Consider the following 23,987-nt stretch of genomic DNA (forward strand, 5'->3'; position numbering starts at 1 on the left):
CCCTAAACGTTGAACTTGAACTCGACCACGTCGCCGTCTTGCATCTCGTAGTCCTTGCCCTCCTGGCGGACCTTGCCGCTGGCGCGGGCCTCGTTGATGGAGCCGGCGGCGTCGAGGTCGTCGTAGGAGACGATCTCCGCCTTGATGAAGCCCTTCTCGAAGTCCGAGTGGATCACGCCGGCGGCCTGCGGGGCGGTATCGCCCTGGTGGATGGTCCAGGCGCGAGCCTCCTTCGGTCCGGCGGTGAGGTAGGTCTGCAGCCCCAGGGTGGCGAAGCCCGCCTTGGCCAGCGAGTGCAGGCCCGGCTCGTCCTGGCCGACGGAGGAGAGCAGCTCGGCGGCCTCCTCGTCGTCCAGCTCGAGCAGCTCGGTTTCGGTCTGCGCGTCGAGGAAGACGCAGTCGGCCGGTGCGACGAGCTGGCGCAGTTCTTCCTTCTTAGCGTCGTCGGTGAGCACCTCCTCATCGGAGTTGAACACGTAGAGGAAGGGCTTCGCGCTCATCAAGTGCAGATCGCGCACGAGCTCGAGGTCGATCTCGCCGCTGCGGGAGGCGGCGTACAGGGTGCGATCGTCTTCTAAGATGGCCTGCGCCTTTTTGACCTCGTCGACGGTCGCGGCGAGCGACTTATCCTTCCGGGCCTCCTTCTCCAGGCGCGACAGGGCCTTCTCGATCGTCTGGAGATCGGCGAGGATGAGCTCAGCGTTGATCGTGGCGATGTCGGAGGCCGGGTCGACCTTGCCGTCGACATGCACGACGTTGTCATCGGAGAACGCGCGCACGACCTGGCAGATGGCGTCGGCCTCGCGGATGTTGGAGAGGAAGGCGTTGCCCATGCCCTCGCCCTCGGAGGCGCCGCGGACGATGCCGGCGATGTCGACGAAGGAGACCGTGGCCGGAAGGATGCGCTCGGAGTCGAAAATCTCGGCGAGCCGGTTCAGCCGGGCGTCGGGAAGCTCGACCAAGCCGACGTTGGGCTCGATGGTCGCGAAAGGGTAGTTCGCGGCCAGCACTTCGTTGCGGGTCAGGGCGTTAAACAGGGTCGACTTGCCCACGTTGGGCAGTCCGACGATTCCAAGAGTAAGGCTCACATCGACTCATGGTAGCCCATCCGTTTTCCCGCGATAAGACCCGTCCCCGGCCTCGGCGTTGCCTGGAAATTTGGGATAAGGCACTATGGATGTGTGACTGACGAGCCTGAGACCCCGGAGAAGGATCAAAGCCCCTCCGGGAGCACCGCCGTAGGCGCCGCTGACTCCACCGATTACGACGCCAATGACCTCGCGCTCGACGATCCCGAAAAGGACATCGTCGACCGCTCCGTCGTGGTCTCCACCTTCTTAAAGAAGCTCGCCTGGTGGGCGCTGAGACTCTTCGTCATCGCCGCCGGCGGCTACGTCGTCTGGCTGTTGATCCAGCAGTTCTGGGCGGGCCTGCAGCCGATGATCCTCGCACTGATCATCTGCACGGTGCTCGCCCCGCCGACCACCTGGCTGCGGAGGATCGGCTTCCCCGACGCCTTGGCCGCGTTGGTGTCGATCCTGCTGTTCTTCGGCATCCTCGGCGGCATCATCGCGCTGATCGCCCCCGATCTGGTGCGCCAGTCGCAGGTGCTCTACCTCCAGGCCTTCGCGGGCGTGCAACGCCTTATTCTGTGGGTCCAGGGCCCGCCGCTGGAGCTGAACACCGAGGGCATCGAAAACGTGCTCAACGACATCGCCAGCTGGCTGCAAGACCAGGCCACCAGCATCGCCGGCGGGGTCGTCTCCGGCATCAGCACGGCGACCTCGTGGATCATCCAGCTGTTCATGATCCTCGTGCTCGTGGTCTTCTTCCTCAAAGACGGCCACAAGTTTTTGCCCTGGGTGCGCCAGATGTTCGGCCGCCGGATGGGCTGGCACGCCACCGAGATGCTCACCCGTTCGTGGACCACGCTCGGCGGCTACATCCGCGCCCAAGCGATCGTCTCCGCGGTCGACGCGTTCTTCATCGGCCTCGGCCTCTGGCTCATCGGCGTGCCGATGGCCTTCACCCTCGCCATCATCACCTTCGTCGCCGGCTTCATCCCCTACATCGGGCCGATCGTCGCTGGTGCGCTCTCGGTGCTCGTCGCGCTGGTCTCGCTGGGCTTCGAAGAGGCGATCCTCGCTCTGCTGCTCGCCGTGGCCGTCCAGCAGCTCGAGGGCAACATCCTCAACCCGGTGCTGCAGTCGAAGGCCATGAAGCTGCATCCGGTGATCGTGCTGATCTCCGTGGTCGTCGGTGGCAGCATGCTTGGCATCCTCGGTGCGTTTCTGGCGGTGCCGGTCGCCGCGGTCATCGCGGTGGGCCTGCGCTACCTCATCGGTATGATCACCCTGCAGGCGGGCGAGAAGACTATCGACGACATGGAGTTCGTCACCCCGGAGGGCCGCGCGGTCGGCCAGCTCAACCAGCAGCAGGGCCGCACCCTGCGCGAAGAGTGGCGCAAGGAGGGCCACTCCTCGGCCGAGTTCGCCCAGCTCGTCGAAGAGGACCAGAAGAAGGAAGAAGCGGACTCCGAGGACGAGAAGGCAAGCGACAACAAGGCAGCGAAGAAGTTTTTCGAACAAGCGATCGGGAAATTCCGCAAGCGCTGACGGTGAATGTCCACCCCGTGTGAGACAGTGACGGTTATGGACAACCTTCTGGCATATCTCCTGGTGGGTATCGCACTCGGCGCGCTCATCGGCTGGCTCGCTCACGCCGCCTGGGCCAGGCGGCAGGATCTGCAGGGTGGGGGCGAAGGTGTCGTCGATGAGCGAGACGAACCCACGCAGCAGGAGCTAACCATGAGCCGCCAGCTGCACGCCCTAGAGCAGGCGATGAGCACGCTCGACGGGAAGATCGGGACGCTGGAGACGAATCGGGCGGCCTCGCTGTCCTCACTGGCCAGCCAGGTCCAGGCCATGACGCGTACCTCGACCAGGCTCAGCGATCGTACCGACAAGCTGGTCACCGCGCTGCGCGCGCCGCAGATTCGGGGACGGTGGGGTGAGACGCAGCTGGAGCGCGTCGTCGAACTGGGTGGCATGGTGCGTCACTGTGACTTCGACACGCAGGTCACCGCCCGGCTCGGCGGTCAGACCGTGCGCCCGGATCTCATCGTGCACCTGGCGGGCGGGCGGCAGCTCATCGTCGATGCGAAGGTACCGTTTAGCGCGTATCTCGACGCGATGGACACCGAGGATCCGGAGGAGCATGCGGGGTTTAGGCGTCGTCACGCGCACCTTGTGCGCACTCACATCACGCAGCTGGCGGATAAGGAATACTTTCGGGCTTTCGACCCGACCCCGGAGTTCGTGATCGCGTTCGTGCCGGCGGATCCTTTCCTCGACGCCGCGCTCGAAGTCGACCCCGAACTGCTTGAATATGGTTTCAGCCGCAACGTCGTGCTCGCCACCCCGACCACGCTGTTCGCGTTGCTGCGCACGGTCGCTTTGGGGTGGCAGCAAGAAGACGTCTCCGACAAGGCCCGGGAGATCCAGCGCTTGGGTCGCGAGCTACACGAGCGCCTCGCCGTCTTCGGTGAGCACTACACCAAACTCGGCCGGAGCCTGGAAAAGGCGGTGGAGACCTATAACTCCACCCTCGGTTCGCTGGACTCCCGGGTGCTGGTCACCGCGCGGCGGCTGGCGGAGATGGAGCTGTCGGTGCGCGGATCACGCACCCCCACCCCGCCGGATCAACTGTCGACGGGTGTGCGCCGCTCTTCGTCTTTCGGTGATTCTTTGGGCGGTTCTTTGGGCGGTTCTTTGGGCGGTGATTTTCGGACACTGCCCGGGTCGTTCGACAATCACTAGCCGCTAATTGGGTAGGATTAGCGACCGTGTCGACGCCGAGTTCTCCTACCCGCAGCCCCGCGCCACCATCGCGCAACCAGGGGCGCTTCATGGGGCTGCCACTCTGGTTGTCGTTCGGACTCGTCGTCGCGGCCCTGACGACCGGGCTGCTCATCAGCCTCGGCACGGGCGGACTCGGGCTGCCATATCTGCTCTGTTTCACGATCAGCGCCCTCATCGTCGCGCTCTTGGTGCGCCCGCAGGGGATCTTTCTAACTGTGGCGAGCCTGCCCATTCTGTTCTCCATCTTCACGGTGCTCACGTCCTTTTTGACTGCCCGCGTGCAATCCAGTGAAGGCACCCCGCTGTTTTCCCGCGCGAATATGGTCACGGCCTTCTACCCCATGACCCAGCATTTCCCCTGGTTGGCGCTGGTCACCTTGGCGGCGATCGGGATCGGGGTGTTGCGGTGGTGGCTGCTGCGCCGGCAGTCGCAGCGCATCGACAACCACGCCGCCCAACAACGACGCGAACTCCAGGAAGCGGACCGACGCAACCGCGCGCTGTCCCGCGCAGCCCGTCGGCGCTCCGGGCAGCTCACCGTGGACGAGCTCTTGGCCCGCGCCGGGAAGGAAGCGCCCTCGCACGGTACGCGGCGCTCCCACCATCGGCGGCGTCGGTAGCGGGGTCTTGGGGTTCGGGTTCTCGTTCTGGGGGCGGGCTGCCTGGTGGGCGGGCTTGCCGGCATGTTGCGCTTGCGCTGGTCGAAAGGAGTCACTACTAAAGGAGTACTGAATTCGACCTCGCGAGCGCCCTTTATATGAGGGTGCTGTCGACCAGCGCAAGCGCACCACGCCTGCGCCGCCCTCCTCCGCATCCTCCAGTGGCTCGCGACGCCACGCGTGCGCTAGCTAGTTACGCAGGGCGGCGTGGAAGGCCTCTTCTGCCTCGGGATTGAAAGGGACGAAGATGGCTTCGTCGATGCCGGCGACTGCTCGGCAGGTGCGCACGGCGATGCGGGCGGCGTCGTCGATAGGCCAGCCGTACACCCCGGCGGAGATCGCCGGGAAGGCCACGGTGCGGGCGCCCAGCTCGCTGGCCAGCCGCAGCGACTCGCGGTAGCAGGAGGCGAGCGTGGCGGAGCGGTCCTCGGTCGTCGAGTAAACCGGCCCGACGGTGTGGATCACCCAGCGGGCCGGCAAATCGCCGGCCCCGGTGGCCACGGCCTGGCCGGCGGGCAGCCCGTCGGGGTGGGTGGTGGCGCGGATCTCTCGGCACTCGGCGAGGATCGTGGGGCCGCCGGCGCGGTGGATGGCGCCGTCGACACCTCCGCCGCCCAGAAGCTCGGAGTTGGCGGCGTTGACGATGGCGTCGGCGCACACGGCCGTGATGTCTCCAGCTTCGATGCGCAACTGCATGGTGCTAGGCCTTCGCGGTCTTCTTCGTGCGCGGCGCGCGCAGGTCGCGCGGCAGGGCGAAGTTGATGGTCTCGACGGTGGTGGTGATCTCCTCGACGTCGCTGAAGCCACGCTCGGCGAGGTAGTCGAGCACCTCGCGGACCAGGATCTCCGGCACCGAGGCACCCGAGGAGACGCCGACGGTCTCAACGCCCTCGAGCCAGGCCTCGTCGATCTGCGCGGCGTAGTCCACGAGGTGGCCATCCTTCGCGCCGTAGTCGAGGCCCACTTCCACCAGGCGCTTGGAGTTCGAGGAGTTCTGGGAGCCGACGATGATCATGAGATCGGTATCCGGGGCGATCTTTTTGACCACTTCCTGGCGGTTCTGCGTGGCGTAGCAGATATCGTCCGACGGCGGGTCCTGCAGGTGCGGGAAGCGCTGCTTGAGCTTATTGACGATCTCCAGCGTCTCATCCACCGACAGCGTCGTCTGCGACAGCCACACCAGCTTCTCGTTGTGCAGCCACTCCGGCAGCTCGTCGACCGAGTCGACGTTGTCGACGATGTGGGTGACCTCCGGGGCTTCGCCGGAGGTGCCCTCGACTTCCTCGTGGCCCTCGTGGCCGACCAGCAGGATGTGGTGGCCATCGCGGTCAAAGCGGGTGGCCTCCCGGTGGACCTTGGTCACCAGCGGGCAGGTGGCGTCGATGGTGCGCAGCTTGCGCTCAGCGGCGAGGTTACGCACCTGCGGCGACACCCCGTGCGCCGAGAACACCAGGTGGGCGCCCTCGGGTACCTCGTCGGCCTCGTCCACGAAAATGACGCCCTTCTTCGACAGGGTCTCGACCACATACTTGTTATGGACGATCTCCTTGCGGACGTAGATCGGCTCGCCGTACTTTTCCAGGGACTTCTCGACGGTCTCCACCGCCCGGTCCACGCCGGCGCAGTAGCCGCGCGGGGCCGCCAGCAGGACCTTCTTTGCTCCATCGGTCATGGAACCCACCGTATCTAAAATGAGTCGGAAACAGTAGAGGCCCTAAACTAGGCCGCACTGCCCGAAACACTGCCCGATATGCTGCCGAGAAGGAAACGCAGCCACAACGCCGTGAAAAGAGAGGTAAGTCCCAGGTGGCGCCACGTTCCAGCACCCCGAGTAACAGCCAGGAGACCGCCTGGCCGGTGCATAGACTCAACGAATCCATCAAGGGCTGGATCGATCGCCTCGGCTGGCTGTGGGTGGAGGGCCAGTTGACGCAGATCAATACGAAGCCGCGGTGGCGGTTTAGCTATCTCACCCTGCGCGATACTGAGGTCGAGCAGTCGATCGAGCTCACCTGCCCCACCAGCGTTCTGCAGGAGCTGAGCAGCCCGCTTAACGACGGTGACCGCGTCGTCGTCTGCGGCCGTCCGGATTTTTATGTCGGCCGCGGGCGGTTGAGCATGCGGGTCAGTGAGATCCGGCACGTGGGCGTCGGCCAGCTGCTGGCACGCATCGAGGCGCTGCGCCGCACCTTAGCCGCCGAGGGGCTGTTCGACCCGGCGCGCAAGCGGCGCCTGCCCTACCTGCCGCAGAAGGTCGGTCTGATTACCGGCCGCGGTTCGGCGGCCGAGCGCGACGTGTTGTCCGTGGCCAATGCCCGCTGGCCGGCCGTGCAGTTCGAGATCATCAACACCGCCGTCCAGGGGGCGAGCACTGTCCCCCAGGTCATGGAGGCGCTCAAGCGTCTGGATCACAACCCGTCGGTCGACGTCATCATCATCGCCCGCGGGGGCGGCTCCGTGGAAGATCTGCTGCCGTTTTCCGAAGAGGCCTTGCAGCGTGCGGTCGCGCAGGCGCGCACGCCGGTGGTCTCCGCGATTGGGCATGAGCCGGATAACCCGGTGCTCGACAACGTCACGGATCTGCGCGCCGCCACCCCGACCGACGCCGCCAAGAAGGTCGTTCCCGATGTCGCGGAGGAACGCGCCGTCTTAGAGCAGGCCCGTGCCCGCATGGCCGGCGCGTTGCGCGGCTGGGAGCGCCGGGAACGCGAGGGCCTCAACGCGCTGCGCTCGCGCCCGGTGCTGGCTGACCCGATGCGCCCGATTACGCAGCGTCGAGAAGAAATCGAGCGCGCCCGCAACCTGATCCGCCGCGACATCTCCTACCTGCTGCGCGGCGAGCAATCCCAGGTCGCCGGGCTGCGCGGGCAGGTCTCCGCCCTCGGCCCGGCCGCCACGCTGGCGCGCGGCTACTCGGTCGTTCAGGTGTTGCCGCGCGACGGCAGCGGGCCGGAGGTGGTCACCTCGATTGCCCAGTCGCCGCCGGGTTCGCAGCTGCGCATCCGCGTCGGCGACGGCTCGATCACCGCCGCTGCGATGTCCACCCAGCGCTCTGATTAACCACACCCTGATAAAACCACAACCCCGCAGGAGAGAACACGATGACCGACAACACCGTAGGAGCTGGGCAGGTGCGCCAGGACGCGTTCACGCCCGTCGAGAATTTAGGCTACGAGGAGGCCCGCGATGAGCTCGTGGAGATCGTGAAGATCCTCGAGTTAGGCCAGATGGGCTTGGACGAGTCGCTGAAGTACTGGGAGCGCGGCGAGGCGCTGGCGAAGCGCTGCGAAGACTACCTCGACGGCGCCGCCGCGAAGGTCGAGCGCGCACTCGGCAACGCGGAAAACGCAGGCGCGGAAGACACAGACGCCGAGCAGGATTAGTTCTCGACGGGCTCGCCATCCAAGGTGGCCTCGATGAGGGTGGCGAACTCATCGTCGGCGGCCACACCGTTGATCAGGTAGGTCACCCCGCCCTCGGTGAAGGACCAGAGATCGCGGACGTCCTCGTTTTCTGAGGTGTGCACCGACACCTCCACGCCGCGGATGTCCTCGGTGCGATCGAGGCTGCGCAGCTCGCCGTCGATACCGTCGACGGCTTCTTCTTCCGGCAAATCCGTCTGGACGAGCTGCAAGAAGCCGTTCTCCCCGGTGACGTAGCCCACTACGGGCGCGGGAGTCTGGCCGATGCTGGTGCGGCGTGCGGAGTTCGCGGTCCAGTCTGCCGGGACCGTGGGAATGACGAGGTCGTAGTCGGCGGCGCCGGCTTCCAGAGATAAGAAGGTGCGCTCGTCGACCTCGTGCACAGGGCCGCTTTCGGGGGCGCCCGGGTTGAACGTGCACAGGCCGGTCGGCAGGATGATCGCGACGGTAAGGACCACGATCACGGCCATGGAGATGATCATGTCCCGGCCGGACTGGAAGATTCTGGGTTTCTCGTCGGTTGCCACGCCGTTCAGTATCGCACGTTCTTAACGCGCGACTAAAGCCCGCCCCACCCCGGCGCACACCACCGGTCGGGCCGCCACATTCTCCCCCGCCGCCGGCGCGAAAGTGTCACAATGGAAGAAGAGAGGCGTTGCCTTTGGCGACAACGCCGGATCCTTTCTTCATCTTTACCCCGCCAGGAGGCGCGACATGTCGAATAATCACACGGAAGCACCGGATCGTAACCTCGCGATGGAGCTGGTCCGAGTCACTGAGGCCGCAGCGCTGGCCTCGGGGCGGTGGGTCGGTCGGGGCCAGAAAGAGCGTGGCGACGGTGCCGCCGTCGACGCCATGCGCCACCTGGTCAACTCCGTGGAGATGGACGGCGTCGTCGTCATTGGCGAGGGCGAGAAGGACGAGGCGCCGATGCTGTTCAACGGCGAGCGCGTCGGCACCGGCCGCGGCGCTGAGGTGGACATCGCCGTCGACCCGGTCGACGGCACCACCCTGATGGCCGAGGGCCGCCCGAACGCCATCTCCGTCATCGCGGCGGCGGACCGCGGCTCCATGTACGACCCCTCGGCGGTGTTCTACATGCACAAGATCGCCGTCGGCGCGGAGGCCAAGGGCGTGGTCGATATCAACGCGCCGGTGAGGGACAATGTGCGCGCCGTCGCCAAGGCCAAGGGCATCGAGCCTTCCGAGGTGGTCACCGTGGTGCTGGACCGCCCGCGCCACAAGGAGCTCATCCGCGAGCTGCGCGAGGCTGGCGCCAAGGTGCGCTTGATTTCCGACGGCGACGTCGCCGGTGCGGTCGCGGCCGCCCAGCCGCACACCATGAACTCCGTCGACATCATGATGGGTATCGGCGGCACCCCCGAGGGCATCATCGCCGCGTGCGCCCTGAAGTGCATGGGCGGCGAGCTCCAGGGCAAGCTCGCCCCGACCGACGACGCCGAAGCCGCCAAGGCCCGCGCGGCCGGCCATGATCTCGACGCCGTGCTCACCATCGACGACCTGGTGTCCTCGAATAACTGCTACTTCGCCGCCACCGGCGTCACCAACGGCGACATGCTGCGCGGAGTGACCTACCGCGCGAAGGGCGCCACCACCCGTTCGCTGGTCATGCGTTCGAAGTCCGGCACGATCCGCCACGTGGAAGCTGAGCACAAGCTCGCGAAGCTGGAGGAGTACTCCGTGATCGACTACACCCGCCCGACGGAGTAACCCGCACGTGAATTGCCCGGGCGGTGTTAGCACTGACACACGCCCGGCAATCTCACTATGGTGGGAATTTGAAAAGACAACCGCACTCTTTGAACAACGAAGGTGATTCGCTAATGACCGAGCAGGACTACCGCATTGAGCACGACACCATGGGTGAAGTGAAGGTGCCGAAGGACGCCCTGTGGCGCGCGCAGACGCAGCGTGCCGTCGAAAACTTCCCGATCTCTGGCCGCGGCCTCGAGTCCGCCCAGATCCGCGCCATGGGCCTGCTGAAGGCGGCCTGCGCCCAGGTCAACAAGGACAAGGGCACCCTGGATGCGGAGAAGGCCGACGCGATCATCGCCGCCGCCAAGGAGATCGCCGAGGGCAAGCACGATGATGCCTTCCCCATCGACGTCTTCCAGACCGGTTCCGGCACCTCGTCGAACATGAACACCAACGAGGTCATCGCCTCGCTGGCTGCCCGCAACGGCGTGGAGGTCCACCCGAACGACCACGTCAACATGGGCCAGTCCTCCAACGACACCTTCCCCACGGCCACCCACGTCGCTGCCACCGAGGCTGCCGTCAAGGACCTCATCCCGGGCCTGAAGGTGCTGCACGAGTCGCTGAAGAAGAAGTCTCAGGAATTCGCGAAGGTCGTGAAGTCGGGCCGCACCCACCTCATGGATGCCACCCCGGTCACCTTGGGCCAGGAGTTCGGCGGCTACGCCCGCCAGATCGAGCTGGGTATCGAGCGCATCGAGGCCACCCTGCCGCGCCTGGGCGAGCTGGCCATCGGCGGCACCGCCACCGGCACCGGCCTGAACACCTCCGCCGACTTCGGCGCGCTGGTCACCGAAGAGCTGAAGAAGCTCACCGGTCTCGACAGCCTGAAGGAGGCCGAGAACCACTTCGAGGCCCAGGCCAACCGCGATGGCCTCGTCGAGTTCTCGGGCGCCATGCGCGTCGTCGCCGGCTCCCTGTTCAAGATCAGCAACGACATCCGCCTCATGGGCTCCGGCCCGCTGACCGGCCTCGCCGAGATCCACCTGCCGGACCTGCAGCCGGGCTCGTCGATCATGCCGGGCAAGGTCAACCCGGTGCTGCCGGAGGCCGCCACCCAGGTCGCCGCGCAGGTCTTCGGCAACGACGCCGCCGTCGGCTTCGGTGGCTCCCAGGGCCACCTCGAGCTCAACGTGTTCATCCCGATGATGGCCCGCAACGTGCTCGAGTCCTCCCGCCTGCTGGCGAACATCTCGCGTGTCTTCGCCGAGCGCAACATCGACGGCCTGGAGGCCAACGTCGAGCGCATGAAGACCAACGCGGAGTCCTCGACCTCGATCGTCACCCCGCTGAACTCGGCGATCGGCTACGAGAACGCCGCGAAGGCCGCCAAGCACGCCCTCAACGAGAAGATCACCGTCCGCGAGGCCGTCATCGACCTCGGCTTCGTCGACGGCGAGAACCTCACCGAAGAGGAGCTGGATAAGCGCCTCGACGTGCTGAAGATGGCCAACACCGACCGCGACAAGTAGGCACACAGCCTCTAGCCATAAAGAACCGTTGTCTTAACGTCCGTTAACATCACGGGCGTGGACAACGGTTCTTTTGCATATCTTGACCAGCGCACCCCGAAAAACCGCCCGGTGATCATCGCCGGGGTGATCGTACTCATCCTCGCTGTCCTCGGCGCTATCGCCGCCGGCATCATCGCCGCCGGGCGTGACGACGCCCAGCACCCCACCACCCCGGAGACCATCACGGTCACCGCCGCCCCGGAGCAGGAAGAGGACCCACGCGCCGAAGACGCAGATCGGCCCGCACCGGATACCTACGCCGGCAGCCTGGTCTCCGTCGCCGAGGATGACACCGCAGGGCGCAGCTGGCAGGCCGTGGCCACCTTCGCCGGCGATAACGCTCTCATGGTCTATCCCTCGACCGGCTGCGCGATGTATCTCGAGGCCGAAGCAGACGGCCAGTGGAGCTCGCAGGCGCTCAGCGATGCCTGCGCCGGCACCGGGGCCTGGCAGATCACCTACCCAGGCGGCGGGCTCTTAGAGCTGGCCTTCGTCACCGACGATGAGCAGGTGTTAGTCGAGGGCACGCTCAGTGCCGTATCCGATCCAGCAGATACGGCGTCGGCTCAATAATGAAGCCGTCCTCGCCGCCGGCATCAGAGATCGCCTCGATGATCCCGTCGTGCCACAAATAGATCCGCGGGGAGATGATCCTGCTGGCCCGGAGGTGGGAGGTCACCACGTAGTTGACCGCCGCGAGGATCTGCATCGCGCGGGCGAGTTCCTCGCCGTAGCCGACCTCCCGCAGCACCATCAAGTTGGTCACGGGCAGGGCGAAGAGCACCCCGTCGGCCGGGTTGATATCCGGGAAGAAGCGCTTAAGGAAGTCCTCCATCACCAGCGGCGCGCCCGCGATATACGGGGAGCGGCTGCGGATCAGCCAGGCGCCGGCCTGGTTATCGTCGTCCAAGCGGAACTCGGTCTCCGCGTCGAGGTGCGCGATCTCCTGGCGCAGGTTAGTCAACGCGGCGCGCCGCAGGGTCTCGAGGTCGTCGTAGGCCAGAAGCTCGTCGAGTTTTCCTGGGGTGACGGCCTCGCCGGTATCGAGCAAAAAGCATTCCTCCAGCCCCTCGGGGCCGTGTCGACGCTGTCGAAGGAGATGTCATCTGCCCCTTGCAGAACCAGCCTGAGCGCGCGGTAGGTGCTGGAGGTATCGAGGTCCGCGGCCGCTTCCGCGGCGTCGATAGCCTGGATCAACGCCGTCACCCACTTCTCGACGTCCCCCGGCCCCTTATCCCTGGCCACCATCTCGACGAGCTCGGTGGTGCGCACGATCAACGGCTCGCCCTCGCCGTGATAGACGTAGAGCTCATCGCCCACGAGCCTCACCTTGTAGCCGTGCGCGGTGAATTGCTTCTGCAGCACACGGCGAAGCTCGTTGGCGCGCTCGCGGCTGAGCCGGGGGAACTGCTTATCCGGTTGGGTGCGGGAACGTCGGAAGAACACGGTAGAGTCCATCCCCTTTCTGTTTACCTACTTCACCGTAGCGGAGATCGGCGAGCGTCTCGGGATACGCGATGATATTATTTCGCTCCTGAGTAAATTTTTGCACTGAGTGAAGGAGTTTTTCTGACCACCGCCACCTCCAGCCTCCGCGAGCGGAAGCGCCGACAGACTCGGCACCGCATCGTGGAGGCGGCGACCGCGCTCGTCGTCAAGCACGGCTTCGCCCACGTCACCGTCGACGACATCTGCCGCGACGCCGACATCAGCCGGCGCACGTTCTTCAACTACATGGACAGCAAGGACGAGGCCGTCTTGGGCACGATGCCCGCGCGCCTCGACAACGCCAGCGTCGAGAAGCTCATCAACACCGCCACCGACGATCTTGTCGACGCCCTGCTGGCCCACCTCGCCGTCGCCTTCGCAGAGGCGACTGATCTAGGCGACCGCGAGCTGCAGCAGCGCTTGCACGAGCGCCGCCGGGAGATCCTGGCGGCGGAGCCGACCGTCGCGCTGATCTCGCACGCGCGTTTCCGGGATCTGGGGGCTCACTTGCGGGAGGTCGTCGTCAAGCATCTCGACGCGCACCCGCACCGGCGCCGGCTGCCGCAAGAGCCCGTCGAGAAGGAGGCGGCGGTCACCGTCGGCCTCGTGCGTGAAGTCGTGCTCATTACCAGCATGAACGACCAGCCGAACAACGGAGATGCCGAGGAGCTACTCACACTGTGGCGCGCCAACGCCGAACAAATCACCACCGTCGCGAAAGGATATAACTGATGAGTCAGAAAAACGCTCCGCATGTAGGGCTCGTCTTCGCGTCGCTGATGACGACGATGCTCATGAGCTCGCTGGGCCAGATGATCTTCTCCACCGCCCTGCCGACCATCGTCGGCGAGCTCGGCGGCGTCGAGCACATGAGCTGGGTGATCTCCGCCTTTCTGGCGACGATGACCATCGCCATGCCCATCTCCGGCAAGATCGGCGACACCGTGGGCCGCAAGTGGGTCTACATCATCTCCATCGGGCTGTTCGTGGTGGGCTCGGCCATCGGCGGGTTCGCCGACACCATGGGCCTGCTCATTCTGGGCCGCGCCATCCAGGGCCTGGGCGCCGGCTCGATGATGATTAACTCGCAGGCGATCATCGCCGAGGTCACCACCGCCCGCGAGCGCGGCAAGTTCATGGGGCTCATGGGCTCCGTGTTCGGCGTGAGCTCGGTGCTCGGGCCGGTGCTCGGCGGCTGGTTTACCGACGGCCCCGGCTGGCGCTGGGCACTGTGGATGAACATCCCGCTGGGTCTGCTGGCGATCCTGGTGGCCACCCTCGTGCTCAACCTGCGCACCGGCAAGGCCCGCTGGCGCGACTACGATTACCTCGGCACCGCGTTGCTGAGCGTCGCGACGGCCACCCTCGTCCTCGTGACCACGTGGGGCGGGACCCAATACGCCTGGACGTCGCCGCTCATCCTCATCCTGGGCGCGGTCTCCGTGCTCGCCGGCCTGGCGTTCGTGTGGGTGGAGATGCACTCGAAGGACCCCTTGATCCGCATGGGGCTCTTCCGCCACCGCAACATGCTGCTGACCACGCTGTCCGGCGTCGTCATCGGCCTGGCCATGGTTGGTGTCCTCGCCTATCTGCCGACCTACTTGCAGATGGTCCACGGCCTCACCCCGACCACCGCCGGGTTGATGATGATCCCGATGATGCTGGGCCTGCTGGGCACCTCCACGGCAGTCGGCTTCATCGTCGCGCGCACCGGAAACTACAAGGTCTACCCGATCATCGGCCTGGTCCTCACCACCGTGTCGCTGGTGCTTTTGTCCACGATGACCGTCGAGACTCCGCTGAGCGTGCTGGGTATCTACTTCTTCCTCTTCGGTTTCGGGCTCGGCATGGTCATGCAGATCTTGGTACTCATCGTGCAGAACACGTTCCCGCTGCGCGTAGTCGGCCAGGCGACCGCCGCGAACAACTTCTTCCGCCAGATCGGCTCCGCGCTCGGCGCCTCCCTCGTCGGCTCGCTGTTCATCCACAACATCCAGAAAGAGATGCAGCACAACCTCCCGCTGGCCGCCGAGCGCGTCGGCGAGGAGGGGCAAGCCCTGGTAGAAAGCTTTGCGACGGGCGACGGCAGCTCACATCTGACCCCCGACGCGGTCGCCGAGCTGCCCGGCCCGCTGCTGGAGGCCATCGTGAACTCCTATAACGACGGCCTGACCCCCATCTTCCTGATGCTCGCGCCGCTGACCTTCGCCGCGGCGCTCATCCTGCTGCCGATCAAGCGCGAGCGCCTCCGCGAGACGATCGACTAGCCCGCTCCCTCGAGCAGGTCGGTGACCAGCTCCGCGATGGCGGAGCGCTCGGAGCGCTGCAGGGTGATGTGGGCAAACAGGCTGTGGCCTTTGAGCTTCTCGATGACCGCCTGAATGCCGTCGTGGCGGCCCACCCGCAGGTTGTCGCGCTGGGCGACGTCGTGGGTGAGCACGACCCGCGATCCGCGCCCCAGCCGCGAAAGCACGGTGAGCAGCACGTTGCGCTCCAGCGACTGCGCCTCGTCGACGATCACGAACGCGTCGTGCAGGCTGCGGCCGCGGATGTGCGTCAGCGGCAGGACCTCGATGAGATCGCGGGCGTGAATCTCCTCCATGACGTTTTCGGAGACGAGCCCATCCAGGGTGTCGTAGACCGCCTGACCCCAGGGGTTCATCTTCTCGTTCTCGCTGCCCGGCAGGTAGCCGAGGTTCTGCCCACCTACGGCATACAGCGGGCGGAAGACGATGATGCGGCGGTGCTCGCCGCGCTCTAGAACCGCCTCCAGGCCCGCGCATAGCGCGAGCGCCGACTTACCGGTGCCCGCCCGGCCGCCGATGGAGACGATGCCGACCTCGTCGTCGAGAAGCAGATCGAGTGCGATGCGCTGCTCGGCCGAACGCCCCGTGAGCCCGAAGGCCTGCTGGTCGCCGCGGACGAGGGTCACCTCGCCATCGCGACGCACCCGCGCCAGCGCCGACTGGCCCTGCGGGCCGGTGAGCGTGAGGCCGCAGTGGATGGGCATGTCGGCGACGGCCTCGCCGAGGTTGGTGGCGCCATCACTGTAGAGCTCGGTGATGGCGTCCTCGCTGACCTGCAGCTCGGCGTTGCCGCTGTAGCCGGTGAGCACGACGTCCTGGGCGTGGTACTCATCCGCCTGGAGGCCGACGGTGCCGGCCTTGACGCGCAGGGGCACATCCTTGGTAACGAGCACGACCTCATGGCCCTCGCGCTGCAGGTTGATGGCGCACGCCAGGATGCGGTGATCGCCCTCCGGGCCACGGAAGGCCAGAGGCAGCGCGTCCTGGTCCTGGTGGTTGAGCTCGACGCGCAGGCAGCCGCCTTCGAGGCTGGCGGGCACCGGCCGATCGAGGCGGCCGTAGGTGGCGCGCAGATCCTCGAGGATGCGCAGGGCCTGGCGGGCGAACCAGCCCAGCTCCGGGTGGTGGCGCTTGCCCTCGAGTTCGGTGACGACGACCAGAGGCAGCACCACGTCATGTTCCGCGAACTTCGTCAACGCCCAGGGGTCGGAGAGAAGTACGGAGGTATCGAGGACGTAGGTGGTGATGGTCCCGGTCGTCTCGGTGGAAGAGTTGGTGTGCTCGGTGCGGACGTCCATCTCGCAGTTTCCCCTATGAGTGCCGGCCGAAGTCTGTGCAGTGTCTGTGCAAAAGGCCCGCCCTTCGCACCCGCCGGCACCGGTGGTGCAGGGCGTGACCGGCGAAAGCCGAGGTCATAGCATCAGCTTCCGTTGACTCCGAGGCTAAGCGGGGAAGGCAAAAATTACATTGGTGTGAGATGAACTTAAGGTAACTTACTGGGCCGGCTCGATGGTGGAGTCGAAGTTACCCTCCGCGTCGCGCTCCCAGGAGATGACGCCGTTCTGGAACTCCTGGGTCCAGCCGTTGTCGGTCTCCTGCTCGGCGGCGACCGGCAGGCCGACCTCGCCGTCCATGCCGCCCTGCTCGTCCCAGGCGGCACCGATCATGCCGACGAGCTCGACGGCGCCGGTGTCCTCCGAGTAGACGATGCGATCGCCGTTCTCGAACTTTGCGATGGAGCCGTTGTGGCCCTCCTGGATGGTCTGCGGCTGGCCCCAGTCCTGCTCGCGCTCGGCGATAGCGTCGGCGAAGGCCTGCGGCACCAGCGCGGTGTTGCCGTCGGCCGTTTCGACGTCCACGGTCTCCTCGGTCTCCGGGTCCTGGCCGGCGGCCTCGGCGCCCTCGGTCTCCTCGGCGGTGCTATCGGCCGTATCCTCGGCGGCGGTCTCGGTGCCGTTATCGGCGCCGCCGTTAGCCTCACCGTTGTCCTCGGCGCAGGCGACGGTGGCGAAAGACAGACCGAGCACGGTCGCTCCGGCGAGCAGGCGGCGGGTCAGAGTGGTCGAGGTCATATTCTTGCACCTTCCTTTAGTTGATGTTTCTCAAAATATTTCAAGTTTCCAGTGTAACGGTCTTCGCGCGGCGCCTATTTTCGACGATTACGTGCCCGGCGCGCCTGCTTGGCCTTGGCCTTCTGCCGCGCGGTGCGCTTCGGAGCGGCCTGCCGCGAGGAATTCGCGGTACGCCCCTTGGTGATCCCGATGAAGTCCTGCACCGCAGCCGAATCCTTCTCGCGCGGGAACACCACCGCGATGGTGGTGCTCGGTGCGGCAGGGTCTCGGTAGCCCAAGTGGACGACCTTCTTTTTACTCAAGACCTTCAGAAGCGGGCGCGGGGCGAGGACGATCCCCACGTTCGCCGCGACGACCTGTAGGGCCGTGCGCAGCTCGGCGATGGAGTCGCTGGCATCGCCGGAATCGCCGGCGAAGCGGTAGTTGACGATCTCGTCGTCCACATCACCGGGACGGAGGGTCTGGCCGACCTCGGCGTAGACGGAGCCCTTCGGCACCGCGATCCCCGGGGCTTCTTCGTAGAGGGTGATGACGTGAAAGGTGTCGTCGATACGCGCATCCGGAAGGCGGGCCAAAGCGACGTCCAGGTGGCCGTCGATCAGTGCGGCGATAGGGTCATCCATGCCCGTTGCCTCTACCCCGCCGTGCGCGGTGAACTCGCGGTAGCGGCGCAGCCACTTATCCGGCTCACATCCGGTGACGAACCCCAAGATCAACATGGCCTCGATGCTACCGTGGCTAACGTGACTGACTCGAATAATCGACAGCCCTCCGGCACCGCCATGAAGCCGGAGACGGCCGCGAAGAAACTTGGAATCTACTTGCCCGCCGCCCCGGAGGACTTCCAGAACAACGCCGTCACGCACGCGGAGCTGCGCGAACTGCAGCAGAATCCGCCGGAGTGGCTGGCGCGCCTGCGCCGCGAGGGCCCGCACCCGCGCCCCGTCGTGGCGCAGAAGCTGGGTATTTCTATCTCCGCGCTCAAGCGCGCCGAGCTGGATAAGCCGCTGACCACCGCGGAGATCAAGGAGCTGCTCGCCGACCAGCCGGAGTGGCTAGGCGCCGAGCGCCAGAAGCTCGCCGAGAACCGCAACGCCGAAAACGCGGAATAAAAACCCGTGTGAGCTGGGCTTTTTAGGTAGCGCTATACAAACTCCCAGAGGGATGCAGCATCGGCTTATGTAGGGAAAGAAGATGGAAACACCCCCGCGTACCCAAGATTTCTGGGAGGATTTTATGACTGACATCAAGAATGTGACCATCCTGGGCGCCGGTAACCTCGGCGCACAGATCGCTATGTTTGCCGCCTACAACGGCAAGAACGTCATCAGCTACGACATCAACGACGACGCCCTGAAGGCTGCGGCGGGTCGTTTCGATACGATCGGCAAGAATTACCTCAACGATCTCGAAGACGCGACCGAGGAGAAGGTCTCCGAGGCCCGTTCCCGCCTGACCCAAACCGCGGATCTCGTGGAGGCAGCGAAGGACGCCGATCTCATCATCGAGGCCGTCCCGGAAAACACCGACATCAAGAACGAGACCTACTCGAAGCTCGCGGAGCTGATGCCGGAAAAGACCATCCTGGCGACCAACTCCTCGACTCTGCGCCCGTCCGACTTCGCCGAGCTCACCGGCCGCCCGGATAAGTACCTGGCGATGCACTTCGCCAACAACATCCACCTGGTCAACATCGTCGAGGTCATGCCGACCGCGAAGACCGACCCGGAGATCTTCCGCACCGCGGTCGACGTCGCCCCGGAGATCGGCATGGTCCCGATCGAGCTCAACAAGGAGCACCCGGGCTACGTCATCAACACCCTGCTGATCCCGTGGCTGGACTCCGGTGCCCTGCTGTGGACCCGCAACATCACGGACGTGGAGACCATCGAGAAGGTCGCCTCCACCATCACCCGTGGCGACATGTTCACGCCGTTCTACATCTTCGACCGCATCGGCTTCGGCGTGGCCTACCACATCACCGCCAACAACAAGGACAACCCGGACTCCCAGGAGATGGCCCGCCGTCTCAAGTGGGGCCTGGACAACGGCTACGTGGGCACCGAAAGCGGCAAGGGCTTCTACACCTACGATGCCGACGGCAACCGCACCGGCCTGTCCGACTTCGCCACCCGCGACTGGTCCACTGAGTCCGACGCTGACTAGCCTCCGGCCTGCCGGCTAAGCCTTCCGGCGGACGCTCAAAACCGCCCCTGCACCGCCCCCGCGGTGGGGGCGGTTTTTCCTTGTCAGGGCCACGCACGTAGCCCCCTGGGGACTCTTTCGGGCTTTCCCTAGTGTCTGTGATGAAACTCATCTATTTACTGATTGTCATACCCGAATCACATTTGACAGTCAGGAGCTTTTCAGCATGAGCACCAGCACCCAGGCCCCGGCGGGTGGGTCTCTCCCCATCACCGCGCGACGGTCTACCTGATCCTCGCCGTCGTGGGCATCTCCATCCTTTTCGACGGCTATGACCTCGTCATCTACGGTGCCGTGTTGACCACGCTCATGGAGGGAGGCGAGATCGGCGAGCTCTCCCCCGCAGTGGCCGGCACCCTGGGCTCCTATGCCCTGATCGGCGTGCTCGTCGGCGCGCTCTCCGCCGGGGCGGTCGGCGACCGGCTCGGCCGCCGCAAGGTGATGATCACCGCCATCGTCTGGTTCTCACTCGGCATGGCGCTGACCGCGTCGACCACCTCGGTGTTCATGTTCGGCCTGTTCCGCTTCCTCACGGGTATCGGCGTGGGCATCATCGTCGCCACCGGCGGCGCCATCATCGCCGAGTTCGCGCCCGCGAACCGCCGCAACTTGTTCAACGCCATCGTCTACTCCGGTGTCCCCGCCGGCGGCGTCATGGCCTCCCTGCTGGCCATCTGGCTCGAGGACGCCATCGGTTGGCGCGGGCTCTTTTTCATCGGCGCCAGCCCGCTTGTCTTCCTGCTGCCGATGGCCATCTTCTTCCTGCCGGAGTCGCCGCGGTGGCTCGTCTCCCGCGGGCGCATCGCCGACGCCGAAAAACTCTGCGCATCCCGCGGCCTGCCGAAGGGGCAGTTCCTCGCCATCGACACCGTCAAGCCCGCCCACGAGCCCCGCGTTAAGGTCGCCGAGAAGACCGGCTTCGCCGCGATCTTTTCCGGCTCCTATTTGATCGGCACCATTCTCATCGGCGTGATGTCCTTCATCGGCCTGCTGTCCACCTACGGGCTGAACACCTGGCTGCCGAAGATTATGGAGTCCAACGGCGCCACCGCGGAGGACTCGCTCTACTCCCTGCTCTTCCTCAACGGCGGCGCGGTATTCGGCGGGCTCATCGCCTCCTGGATCGCCGACCGCATCGGAGCCAAGGCCGTGATCACCTCCACCTTCGCCCTGGCTGCGCTGTCGCTGGCCATCCTGCCGCAGTTCGGCTCGGTGGCCCCGATGTACCCGCTCATCGCGCTGGCCGGCATCGGCGTTTTGGGTACCCAGGTGCTCACCTATGGCCTCACCGCGAACTACTTCGGCACCTCCGCCCGCGCCGCCGGTGTCGCCTGGTGCGCCGGCTTCGGCCGCCTGGGTGGCATCTTCGGCCCGGCCATCGGTGGTCTCATCATCGGCGCCGGCCTGGGCCCGACGATGGCCTTCTACCTCTTCGCCGGCGCCGCGTTGATCGGTGGCGTGGCGACGGCACTCATCCCCCCCGCTCCCCGGCCGACGAAAAGATCGTCGAAAAGGCGCAGACCCGCGCCGAGCGTGAGGCCGCCGAGAACGAAGCCTCCGCCCTGGTCCCCTCCGAGAGCTAAGCTCGCGCGCGCAACTGCTGCACCACCTGAGAGCGCGTTTAAGCCTACACTGGCTTAAACGCGCTCTTATTCATTGAAAGTACAAGCTACAAGGAGTTGAGCCCTACATGGCTAAGCAGAAGACGGCCAAGAAACGCTGGAAGAACATCGGTCTCGCCGCGGGGCTGACCACCGTGACGGCCGTGGTCGGCTCGCTGGCCACGGACCCGAACTCCAAGTGGTACAAGGAACTGGACACCCCGCCGTGGCAGCCGCCGACCTGGGCGTTCCCGGTGGCCTGGACCGGTCTCTATGCGGCAATCGCCGCCAGCTCGGCGCACGTGCTCAACAAACTCGACCGCGCCGGTGGGAAGAAGGCCGCGGACAAGCGACGCAGCTTCATCAACGAGCTCACCGCTAACCTCGTTCTCAACGCTGGGTGGTCCATCCTCTTCTTCCAGGGCAAGAAGAACGTGGTCTCCGCCGTCGAGGCAGCCCTTTTAGCGCTGTCCTCGGCCCGCCTGGCCCGCAAGGCCGGCACGATCACCCCGGCCGCCGGCTGGGCGCTGACCCCTTATGTCGCCTGGACGAGCTTCGCTACCGCGCTGACCGTCGAGATCGCACGCCGCAACCAATAGCAACCAGTAGCTAGAGCGAGAACGACAATTCTTCCCCGTCGCTGGCAATGGCCTTAAACTCGCCCGGCAGGCTGACAGTGACATCGAGCCAATCGTCATCGCGCGCGACGCGGTAGGACAGCCGGGCGTTATCTACCTCGCGTATCTCGACGCCGGCGGTGGTTAGGAAGCCGTGGCGGCGTCGAAAACCGATGAAACGCTGGTAGTACTCGTATACCCGAGCCCCGAGCGGGGAAAGCTCCGCGGGGGTGTCGGGAAGCGGCGGGCGCACAGGGTCGTCGGCCGCGAAGCCCTCACCGCGCAGGCCCTCAAAGCCCTGCTCGTCGCCGTAGTAGATGCTCGGCACCCCGGGCAGCGTGAACAGGATCGCCGCGGCGAGAATGGCTTGGTCTTGGCCCACCACGCTGGCGATGCGGTCGGTGTCGTGGTTGCCCACGAACGTGTTCAGATACCCCGCCTCCAAGAACTCGTTGTGCCGGCCTAAGGCGTGCGCCAGCTCGTGCATGTTGGTGTCTTTCAACGAGCTCCAGAGCGCTTTCCACAGCTCGTACTGGGTGACCACATCGACGTGGCCGTCCCGCAGCAGGGCGGCGTAGTCGCCGTGGATGATCTCGCCTAAAAACACCGCGTCCGGATGCGTCTGGCGCACCCTATCTGTGACCTTCGCCCAGAACGCGGTGGGCACGGCATAGGCGACGTCGAGACGCCAGCCCGCGATGCCGCGATCCAACCAGTAGTTCATGATGGCGACGACCGCCTCGGCCACCCGCTCGTCGGCGTGGTTGAGCTCGGCGAGCTCTTCGTGGCCCTCCCAGCTGCGTCCTGTGGTCAAACCCTGATCGACCCAGGGGTGATCGGCGGCGACGTGGTTGAACACGCCGTCGAGAAGCACGTTGATCCCGCGCCGGCGGCACTCGCCGACCAGCTTTCCGAAGTCCTCCTCGTCGCCGAGGCGATCGTCGATGCGATAGTGGTCGATGGTGTCGTAGCCGTGGGTGTGCGACTGGAAGATCGGGGCTAGAAGCAGGGTGTCGCAGCCCAGCTCGACGAGGTAGTCGAGCCAGGCGCTTAGCGACGCCACACCGCGCCCGGGCTTACGGCCCCCTCGGATCTGCGCCCCGGTGGCGGTCAGCGGGTAGAGATGCCACAGGATGGCGTGATCGAGCGCGGTCATCGCAAGGGACTTTCTAGTTGATGGTCCAGTTCTCGTAGCCCTCGTAGAGCGGGTACTGCTCGGTCAGCTTAGTCACGCGCTCGCGCAAGGCAGCCACGTCCGCCGACTGGCCGGCGGCCAGGGCGGTGCCGATGATGTCGGCGACCTCGGTGAAGGCCTCGGCGTCAAAGCCACGGGAGGCCAGCGCCGGGGTGCCGATGCGCAGGCCGGAGGTGACCATCGGCGGGCGCGGGTCGAAAGGCACGGCGTTGCGGTTGACGGTGATGCCGACCTCGTGGAGCAGGTCCTCGGCCTGCTGGCCGTCGAGCGCGGAGTTCCGCAGGTCAGCGAGCACCAGGTGGACGTCGGTGCCGCCGGTGAGCACGTCGACGCCCGCCTGCTTGGTGTCCTCGGCGGTAAGGCGCTCGGCGAGGATGCGCGCGCCCTCGAGCACGCGCTCCTGGCGGGCGCGGAACTCCTCGGAGGCGGCGATCTTCAGCGCGACGGCCTTGGCGGCGACGACGTGCATCAGCGGCCCACCCTGCTGGCCCGGGAAGACCGCGGAGTTGAGCTGCTTGGCGTAGTCCTGCTTCGCCAGGATCATGCCGGAGCGCGGCCCGCCCAGCGTCTTGTGGATGGTGGTCGAGGTGACATCGGAGTGCGGCACCGGCGAGGGGTGCAGCCCGGCGGCCACGAGGCCGGCGAAGTGGGCCATGTCGGTCCAGAGGTAGGCGCCGACCTCGTCAGCGATCGAGCGGAACGCCTCGAAGTCGAGGGTGCGCGGGTAGGCGGACCAGCCAGCGATGATGACCTTCGGGCGCTCGGCCAGGGCGATCTCGCGGACCTTGTCCATGTCGACGCGGAAGGTCTCCGGGTCAACCTCGTAGGCCACCACGTCGTAGAGGCGGCCGGAGAAGTTGATCTTCATGCCGTGGGTCAGGTGTCCGCCGTGGGCCAAAGACAGGCCCATGATCTTGTCGCCCGGGCGCGCCAGGGCGTGCAGCACCGCGGCGTTGGCCTGGGCGCCGGAGTGCGGCTGGACGTTGGCGTACTCGGCGTCGAAGAGCTCCTTCGCGCGGTCGCGCGCGATATCCTCGACGACATCGACGTGCTCACAGCCACCGTAGTAGCGGCGCCCCGGGTAGCCCTCGGCGTACTTGTTGGTCAGAACGGAGCCCTGCGCCTGCAGGACGGAGCGCGGAACGAAGTTCTCGGAGGCGATCATCTCGAGGGTGGAACGCTGGCGGTTCAGCTCCGCGTTCATGGCCTCGTGGACGGCAGGGTCGAACTCGTTCAGCGGCTGAGTGAACGAAGATATAGAATCGGTCATAA

General features: G+C 65.9%; 25 protein-coding genes. 14 read left to right on the forward strand and 11 right to left on the reverse strand.

Annotation, left to right across the window (positions count from 1 at the left end; translation table 11 throughout):
- Nucleotides 1-2: 2 nt before the first annotated feature.
- Nucleotides 3-1,088, reverse strand: coding sequence for a redox-regulated ATPase YchF (gene ychF / locus C3B44_RS07425; RefSeq protein WP_108431818.1), 1,086 nt, complete (start codon nt 1,086-1,088; stop codon nt 3-5).
- 93 nt (nt 1,089-1,181) lie between these two features.
- On the opposite strand from ychF, the gene C3B44_RS07430 reads away from it, so the two are divergent.
- The 3 genes from C3B44_RS07430 (at nt 1,182) to C3B44_RS07440 (ending at nt 4,480) form a co-directional block, all read left to right on the forward strand.
- Nucleotides 1,182-2,615, forward strand: coding sequence for an AI-2E family transporter (locus tag C3B44_RS07430; RefSeq protein ID WP_108431819.1), 1,434 nt, complete (start codon nt 1,182-1,184; stop codon nt 2,613-2,615).
- A 36-nt stretch (nt 2,616-2,651) separates the two neighbouring features.
- Complete coding sequence (locus C3B44_RS07435; RefSeq protein ID WP_108431820.1) at nt 2,652-3,818, forward strand: DNA recombination protein RmuC; 1,167 nt, start codon at nt 2,652-2,654, stop codon at nt 3,816-3,818.
- Between the two features lie 89 nt (nt 3,819-3,907).
- A complete protein-coding gene (locus C3B44_RS07440; protein WP_108431821.1) occupies nt 3,908-4,480 on the forward strand; it encodes a DUF6542 domain-containing protein in 573 nt (190 codons plus the stop codon).
- 228 nt (nt 4,481-4,708) lie between these two features.
- Here C3B44_RS07440 and C3B44_RS07445 read toward each other — a convergent pair whose 3' ends face one another.
- Both C3B44_RS07445 and C3B44_RS07450 read right to left on the reverse strand, forming a co-directional pair.
- Nucleotides 4,709-5,215: an O-acetyl-ADP-ribose deacetylase gene (locus C3B44_RS07445; RefSeq protein ID WP_108431822.1), complete on the reverse strand. Its 507-nt coding sequence runs from the start codon at nt 5,213-5,215 to the stop codon at nt 4,709-4,711.
- Between the two features lie 4 nt (nt 5,216-5,219).
- Complete coding sequence (locus C3B44_RS07450) at nt 5,220-6,191, reverse strand: 4-hydroxy-3-methylbut-2-enyl diphosphate reductase (protein WP_108431823.1); 972 nt, start codon at nt 6,189-6,191, stop codon at nt 5,220-5,222.
- Nucleotides 6,192-6,376: 185 nt separating this feature from the next.
- Here C3B44_RS07450 and xseA point away from each other — a divergent pair, with 185 nt between their 5' ends.
- Both xseA and C3B44_RS07460 read left to right on the forward strand, forming a co-directional pair.
- Nucleotides 6,377-7,579 carry an exodeoxyribonuclease VII large subunit gene (gene xseA / locus C3B44_RS07455; protein ID WP_412841951.1) on the forward strand — a complete coding sequence of 401 codons (1,203 nt, stop codon included), beginning with the start codon at nt 6,377-6,379 and terminating at the stop codon, nt 7,577-7,579.
- A 41-nt stretch (nt 7,580-7,620) separates the two neighbouring features.
- A complete protein-coding gene (locus C3B44_RS07460) occupies nt 7,621-7,902 on the forward strand; it encodes an exodeoxyribonuclease VII small subunit (RefSeq protein WP_108431825.1) in 282 nt (93 codons plus the stop codon).
- Here C3B44_RS07460 and C3B44_RS07465 read toward each other — a convergent pair.
- On the reverse strand, nt 7,899-8,468 hold the full coding sequence (locus C3B44_RS07465) for a DUF4245 domain-containing protein (protein ID WP_199222421.1): 570 nt from the start codon (nt 8,466-8,468) through the stop codon (nt 7,899-7,901). The two genes, C3B44_RS07460 and C3B44_RS07465, sit on opposite strands and share 4 nt — an antisense overlap.
- A gap of 187 nt (nt 8,469-8,655) precedes the next feature.
- Between C3B44_RS07465 and glpX the strand changes: the two genes are divergently transcribed.
- From glpX to C3B44_RS07480, 3 genes are all read left to right on the forward strand, one after another.
- A complete protein-coding gene (gene glpX / locus C3B44_RS07470; protein ID WP_108431827.1) occupies nt 8,656-9,672 on the forward strand; it encodes a class II fructose-bisphosphatase in 1,017 nt (338 codons plus the stop codon).
- Between the two features lie 113 nt (nt 9,673-9,785).
- Nucleotides 9,786-11,189 carry a class II fumarate hydratase gene (locus C3B44_RS07475; RefSeq protein WP_108431828.1) on the forward strand — a complete coding sequence of 468 codons (1,404 nt, stop codon included), beginning with the start codon at nt 9,786-9,788 and terminating at the stop codon, nt 11,187-11,189.
- Between the two features lie 57 nt (nt 11,190-11,246).
- Complete coding sequence (locus C3B44_RS07480) at nt 11,247-11,804, forward strand: hypothetical protein (protein ID WP_108431829.1); 558 nt, start codon at nt 11,247-11,249, stop codon at nt 11,802-11,804.
- On the opposite strand, the gene C3B44_RS07485 is transcribed toward C3B44_RS07480, so the two are convergent.
- Complete coding sequence (locus tag C3B44_RS07485) at nt 11,761-12,282, reverse strand: hypothetical protein (RefSeq protein ID WP_108431830.1); 522 nt, start codon at nt 12,280-12,282, stop codon at nt 11,761-11,763. The genes C3B44_RS07480 and C3B44_RS07485 overlap by 44 nt on opposite strands.
- Nucleotides 12,192-12,689, reverse strand: coding sequence for a hypothetical protein (locus C3B44_RS07490; RefSeq protein WP_108431831.1), 498 nt, complete (start codon nt 12,687-12,689; stop codon nt 12,192-12,194). Before C3B44_RS07490 ends, C3B44_RS07485 begins: the two co-directional genes overlap by 91 nt.
- Before the next feature lie 171 nt (nt 12,690-12,860).
- On the opposite strand from C3B44_RS07490, the gene C3B44_RS07495 reads away from it, so the two are divergent.
- Together C3B44_RS07495 and C3B44_RS07500 are read left to right on the forward strand one after the other, a co-directional pair.
- Nucleotides 12,861-13,451 carry a TetR/AcrR family transcriptional regulator gene (locus tag C3B44_RS07495; RefSeq protein ID WP_158268646.1) on the forward strand — a complete coding sequence of 197 codons (591 nt, stop codon included), beginning with the start codon at nt 12,861-12,863 and terminating at the stop codon, nt 13,449-13,451.
- A complete protein-coding gene (locus C3B44_RS07500) occupies nt 13,451-14,986 on the forward strand; it encodes an MDR family MFS transporter (RefSeq protein ID WP_108431833.1) in 1,536 nt (511 codons plus the stop codon). The genes C3B44_RS07495 and C3B44_RS07500 overlap by 1 nt, the downstream gene beginning before the upstream one ends.
- On the opposite strand, the gene C3B44_RS07505 is transcribed toward C3B44_RS07500, so the two are convergent.
- The 3 genes from C3B44_RS07505 to C3B44_RS07515 all read right to left on the reverse strand — a co-directional run bounded on the left by C3B44_RS07505 (nt 14,983) and on the right by C3B44_RS07515 (nt 17,816).
- Nucleotides 14,983-16,323, reverse strand: a complete 1,341-nt coding sequence (locus C3B44_RS07505) for an RNA 5'-3' helicase PhoH2 (protein ID WP_108431834.1) — start codon at nt 16,321-16,323, stop codon at nt 14,983-14,985. The genes C3B44_RS07500 and C3B44_RS07505 overlap by 4 nt on opposite strands.
- A 195-nt stretch (nt 16,324-16,518) precedes the next feature.
- Complete coding sequence (locus C3B44_RS07510) at nt 16,519-17,097, reverse strand: LGFP repeat-containing protein (RefSeq protein ID WP_108431835.1); 579 nt, start codon at nt 17,095-17,097, stop codon at nt 16,519-16,521.
- A 74-nt stretch (nt 17,098-17,171) separates the two neighbouring features.
- A complete protein-coding gene (locus tag C3B44_RS07515; RefSeq protein WP_108431836.1) occupies nt 17,172-17,816 on the reverse strand; it encodes a LysR family transcriptional regulator substrate-binding protein in 645 nt (214 codons plus the stop codon).
- 63 nt (nt 17,817-17,879) lie between these two features.
- Between C3B44_RS07515 and C3B44_RS07520 the strand changes: the two genes are divergently transcribed.
- The 4 genes from C3B44_RS07520 to C3B44_RS07535 all read left to right on the forward strand — a co-directional run bounded on the left by C3B44_RS07520 (nt 17,880) and on the right by C3B44_RS07535 (nt 21,502).
- Complete coding sequence (locus C3B44_RS07520; RefSeq protein ID WP_235840441.1) at nt 17,880-18,209, forward strand: DUF5997 family protein; 330 nt, start codon at nt 17,880-17,882, stop codon at nt 18,207-18,209.
- 124 nt (nt 18,210-18,333) lie between these two features.
- Complete coding sequence (locus C3B44_RS07525) at nt 18,334-19,263, forward strand: 3-hydroxyacyl-CoA dehydrogenase (RefSeq protein ID WP_108431837.1); 930 nt, start codon at nt 18,334-18,336, stop codon at nt 19,261-19,263.
- A 282-nt stretch (nt 19,264-19,545) separates the two neighbouring features.
- A complete protein-coding gene (locus C3B44_RS07530; RefSeq protein WP_235840436.1) occupies nt 19,546-20,943 on the forward strand; it encodes an MFS transporter in 1,398 nt (465 codons plus the stop codon).
- Between the two features lie 49 nt (nt 20,944-20,992).
- A complete protein-coding gene (locus tag C3B44_RS07535) occupies nt 20,993-21,502 on the forward strand; it encodes a TspO/MBR family protein (RefSeq protein WP_108431839.1) in 510 nt (169 codons plus the stop codon).
- 10 nt (nt 21,503-21,512) lie between these two features.
- Here C3B44_RS07535 and C3B44_RS07540 read toward each other — a convergent pair whose 3' ends face one another.
- Both C3B44_RS07540 and glyA read right to left on the reverse strand, forming a co-directional pair.
- On the reverse strand, nt 21,513-22,676 hold the full coding sequence (locus tag C3B44_RS07540) for an alpha-amylase family glycosyl hydrolase (protein WP_108431840.1): 1,164 nt from the start codon (nt 22,674-22,676) through the stop codon (nt 21,513-21,515).
- A 13-nt stretch (nt 22,677-22,689) separates the two neighbouring features.
- Entirely contained in the window at nt 22,690-23,985 is a 1,296-nt protein-coding gene (glyA, locus tag C3B44_RS07545; RefSeq protein WP_108431841.1) for a serine hydroxymethyltransferase, read from the reverse strand.
- Nucleotides 23,986-23,987: the final 2 nt, after the last annotated feature.

Source organism: Corynebacterium yudongzhengii (assembly GCF_003065405.1).
Taxonomy (GTDB): domain Bacteria; phylum Actinomycetota; class Actinomycetes; order Mycobacteriales; family Mycobacteriaceae; genus Corynebacterium; species Corynebacterium yudongzhengii.